This is a genomic window from Okeania sp. (assembly GCF_983059655.1).
This window is the reverse complement of record NZ_CEZPJD010000453.1, coordinates 1,518-6,287: the sequence shown is the minus strand read 5'-3', so window position 1 is coordinate 6,287 and position 4,770 is coordinate 1,518. Positions and strand designations below refer to the sequence as shown.

Annotated in this window: 3 protein-coding genes; all 3 read left to right on the top strand. The window is 32.8% G+C overall.

What is annotated here, in order from left to right; genetic code table 11:
- Window positions 1–2,397 (top strand): OmpA family protein (locus AC3DU7_RS21665; RefSeq protein WP_488041376.1); only part of this gene is annotated, 2,397 nt, incomplete at its 5' end.
- Between the two features lie 8 nt (window positions 2,398–2,405).
- Complete coding sequence (locus AC3DU7_RS21660) at window positions 2,406–2,936, top strand: Rab family GTPase (protein WP_488041375.1); 531 nt, start codon at window positions 2,406–2,408, stop codon at window positions 2,934–2,936.
- Window positions 2,937–3,226: 290 nt separating this feature from the next.
- On the top strand, window positions 3,227–4,770 hold a 1,544-nt coding region (locus AC3DU7_RS21655), incomplete at its 3' end, for a sensor histidine kinase (RefSeq protein ID WP_488041374.1).

The following is a 4,770-nucleotide window of genomic DNA, read 5'->3' as shown; positions in this document are numbered from 1 at the left end:
AAATCAATCCATCAGAACATCACAAAACAACCAAAACAAGACCGGGATAATATTATCGATGTTGAGGGTAAATCTACTAATAATCAAGTAGAAGAGCAAGGTATAGAAAAACCATTACTTGTTCCACAGAAATTATCTGAATTATCAGACGACCACCAACAATACGATGCAGAATTAGAGGCTTTTGAGGCTTTACAAAATATTTTATTTGGATCGCAACTAGCCGGGTTAATTAGAAAACTAAATACTAGCCAGGTAGTCAAAAGTTTTAATACTAATAATACAAACCAAGATGAATTAAATAATGTACTAACTCCTTTATTTTCAGAAAATTTACTTTTAGGTCAAACAGAAGGAGAAGTTATAGAGACAATTGCCCCAGTTATTGAGCAAGCTATACAAAAAAGATTTAGACAAGATCGACAGGCAATAACTTCATCATTAGCTCCATTATTAGCACCTTCAATAGAAGCACAAATCAAACAAGAACCTCAAATAATAGCAGATGCAATAGCGCCAATCATAGACATTATTATCACCAAAAAAACAGAACAAGATAAACAGGCAATAACTTCATCATTAGCTCCATTATTAGCACCTTCAATAGAAGCACAAATCAAACAAGAACCTCAAATAATAGCAGATGCAATAGCGCCAATCATAGACATTATTATTACTAAAAAAACAGAACAAGACAAACAGTCAATTAGTGAAGTATTAGCACCATTATTACCAGTAGCAATTTCTGCTGCAATACAGAATTATCCCCAAGAAATTGCCAAAGCTTTAGGACCAGAAATGGGAGCAGCAATTAGAGAACAAATTAGAATAGACCGGCGACAAATTTCTCAAGCATTAGCACCGGAAATGGGTAGAGCAATTAAAGATCAAATTACCTTAGAGCAAAATTCTATAGTAGATGCTTTATATCCTGTCATTGGCAGTACCATTTCTAAATACATGACAGAAGAAATTCGAGAAATTAACGACAGAATTTCAGAGACTTTTAGCTTCAAAGGAATAAGACGTAAAATTCAAGCAAGTTTCCAAGGAGTTTCAGATGCAGAATTAATCATCTCAGAAGTAAGGATTTTTACTGTCCAAGCAGTGTTTCTCATTCACAAAGAATCTGGCTTAGTAATTTCTGAAGCTCAACGTTCTGGACGAGATAGATTAGAATCAGAAATGTTAGCAGGAATGTTAACAGCTATTCGGAGTTTTGTGAATGATTGTATTGCTCAGTCTGGAGATATTTCTGAGCTAAATGAAATTGAATATGGAGATTCAAAAATAATCTTAGAAGTTGCGGGATATTGTTATTTAGCCGTAGTAATAAAAGGGCAAACAAACAAGTCATTTGTCAAAGAATTACGTCAAGTTCTGAGTAATATTATTATTGATTATGGTAAATATATTAAAAATTTTGAAGGAGACCCTGATACTATTCCTCCCTCAATTCAGTTGTTATTAAAGTCGTTAATTGAAACAGAAGAGGTACAAGAAAATCAGAAATTACAAGTTTCTAAAACTCCCACCGCTTTGTTAATGGTTTGTGGATTAATTTTTGGTTTAATATTAATACCTTGGGGTATCTATCAATATTACAGTAGACTTTATCGTGGTATTGAAGCAAGAACTAGGGAAGCTTGGTCTAATATTCCTGAATTGGCTATTTATAGAATAGATGCAAAAGTAGAGCAAGGTTCCTTAATTCTATATGGAAAACTGCCAAATAAAAATCTACGAAATAGAGCAGCAAAGATAGCTAAAAAAGAAGCTAGATTCTACGATTTAGAAGTAAATAATCAAATAATAACTGCTAGAAGACCACACGATGCTTCAGAAATAAGTGATGAGGTAGGTAGAATTACAAGAGTATTAAATCAAATGGAAGGTGTGTCCATTAGCACTGAATATGGAAAAGATGGAAAAGGTAGAGTGACAGTCAAAGGAACAGTAATGGATATGGCTGATTCTCAGATAATTATTCGTAAAATAGAGCAAGTTCCTGGAGTAGAATCTGTAATCAGTACAACTAAACTCAGCCCACTGAAACTGAAAACTCGCATCTACTTTGATATAGGTTCAGCCCAACTTCAGCCTGTATATATAGATACAATGGCCCAGATAAAAGAATTTCTTACCCAATATCCTCAAAAACATCTTAGGATAGTAGGTCATACAGATCGTACTGGCAATCCCGATATCAACGAACAATTGGCCGTTGAACGATCTTATACAGTCAGGGATGCTTTGGTGAAACAGGGAGTGGATGCCAGACGATTAGAAATAATTGGACAAACAAACTCTCCTCAAGATGTGGAGTACAATCAACCACTATTATTAAGTAGGTGCGTAACATTTGAGTTGTTTGAACCAAATGAAAAAGACAACTAGCTGAAAATATGATATCGAAAAAAATTTGTCTTGTTGGTGATTTTGGTGTGGGAAAAACTAGTCTTATTCGTAAGTTTGTCGATCGACAGTTTAGCGACCAATATCTTTCTACAGTAGGGGTAAAAATTTCTCGTAAAAAAGTTGATTTACCCAAAACAGATGTAGAAAAAAATGATTTTTTGCAGCTATTAATTTGGGATCTAGAAGGTCATACTAAATTTAAGGCGATCGCTCCTAGTTATTTACAAGGAGCTAGTGGTGCAATAGTTGTAGCAGATGTAACTCGTCAAGAAACTATCGAAAACCTTTCCGAAAGATTAGATTTATTTTTATCAGTAAATCCTAAAAGTGTAGCAATTTTGGCTTTGAATAAGTCTGATTTAGTTGATGCAGAAATAATCAATCAACTATTGTCAAAATTAGAGCATCAGGAAGATGAAAGAGTTATAGCGACATATTCTACATCGGCTAAAACTGGCGATAATGTAGATGATATATTCCATAAATTATCATATAGAATGCTAGAAAAAATAGGATGATTAACGAAGTCAGAAGTCAGAAGTTATTTCTGTAACGAGTATTTGAGCAAACCTCCAAAAATATTTCGCCTTAAAAGGCGGGGTTGCACGACCTAATTATTTTGATAAAATTATCTATGCCAAAATAAATAATGGAAATTACTGAGAAATTGTGGTCTGAAATCTCCTCTTTTAAAGGGAAAAATATTCTTAATGTCAAGCTTCCTTATTGCAGAGGTACTATTAGTGTAGTTCCTCCGGAGGAGACTAACTGATAACTGATAACTGATAACTGATAACTGAAATAACCCATGATTAACCGATTGAAAAAACTTTTAGCATCTCGTCAAATAGAGTATTTGATAATTAATTCAGAGTTAAAAATTTTAGAGGTATCTTATGGGTTAAACAGGTTTGCCGCTCCTCCAGAATTAGCAGTTTTAGGTGAAGATATTCGTAATAGCTTTCCAGAATTAGCAGGAGTTGAAGAACTTTTAGAGGAAGTGATGAATGGGCAGAGAGAAAGTTTTGAATATGAAGGAGTCGCTAGGTATTTAGAGAATAAATCTTCTTTGTATATCAATATATCTATAATTACAGATTTCAATGAAAATTTGCGAGAAAAAAATTTAGTTGTATTAGTCGAAGATGTAACGGAAAATATGGTAATGCAGCAGCAGTTAATTCAAAGTTCAAATGAATCTAATCTTTTATTAAGTTCTTTGGCTGCTTCTGAGGATTATATCAATAAAATTATTACTTCTATGGCGGATGCTTTATTAGTAACAACAAGTTCAGGGATAATTAAAACTGTTAACCGTGCAGCGGAAATTTTGTTTGATTATACAAAAGAAGAATTGGTAGGTCAAAAGATTTCTATGATTATTCCCAAAGAAGAATTACTACATAGAGCACGCCAAAAATATTTATTTTTAAAAGAACAAATTTCTCAAGATGTAGAATTAATTTGTCAGAATAAAACAGGAGATACAATTATTGTTGAACTTTCTTGTTCAGTGATTCAAACTAATGTAGAAGGAATATATAATTTTGTTTATATAGGTAGAGATATTACAGAGCGCAAAAAAGAGGAAGAAGAAATACGTCAAGCTTTGGAACAAGAAAGAGATCTAAGAGAGCTAAGAGGTCGCTTTTTTTCTATGGTGACTCACGAATTTGGTAATCCTCTAAATACAGTATTATTATCTACTCAATTACTAAGATCCTATGACTCTGAAATTACTGAAGCTGAAAAAGATCAATATTTAGTATATATTGAAGAGTCTACACAAGAAATGCTTGAATTGTTAAATGATGTCCGATTTATTGGTAAAGCAGATGCTGGAAAATTGAAATATAAACCAGCACCTGTTGATTTGATTAAAGTCTGTTCTCATATTACTGAATCTATCAAAGTTACTGCTAGTGATAAACATATAATAAATTTCACAGTTAACAAAAAATTCCAAGAGAAATCTCAACCTAAGTCCAACAAAAATGATGTAATCTTCTTCTTGATAGATGAGAAACTAATTCGCCATATCTTAAATAATTTATTATCAAATGCTATTAAGTATTCACCTGGAGGAGGAGAGGTTAATTTTCAGTTAACTTTAAACAATCGAAGAGCTATTTTTCTGATCGAGGATAAAGGAATAGGTATTCCAGTTGAAAATCAAAAAAAATTATTTGAATCTTTTTACAGAGCAAATAATGTGGGTAAAATAGTAGGGACAGGTTTAGGATTATCAATTGTTAAACAGTCTGTAGACCTTCATAGTGGAACAATCAATTTTGCCAGTGAAGTAGGCAAAGGGACTACTTTCAGAGTAGAAATTCCATTGCAAAGAGTATC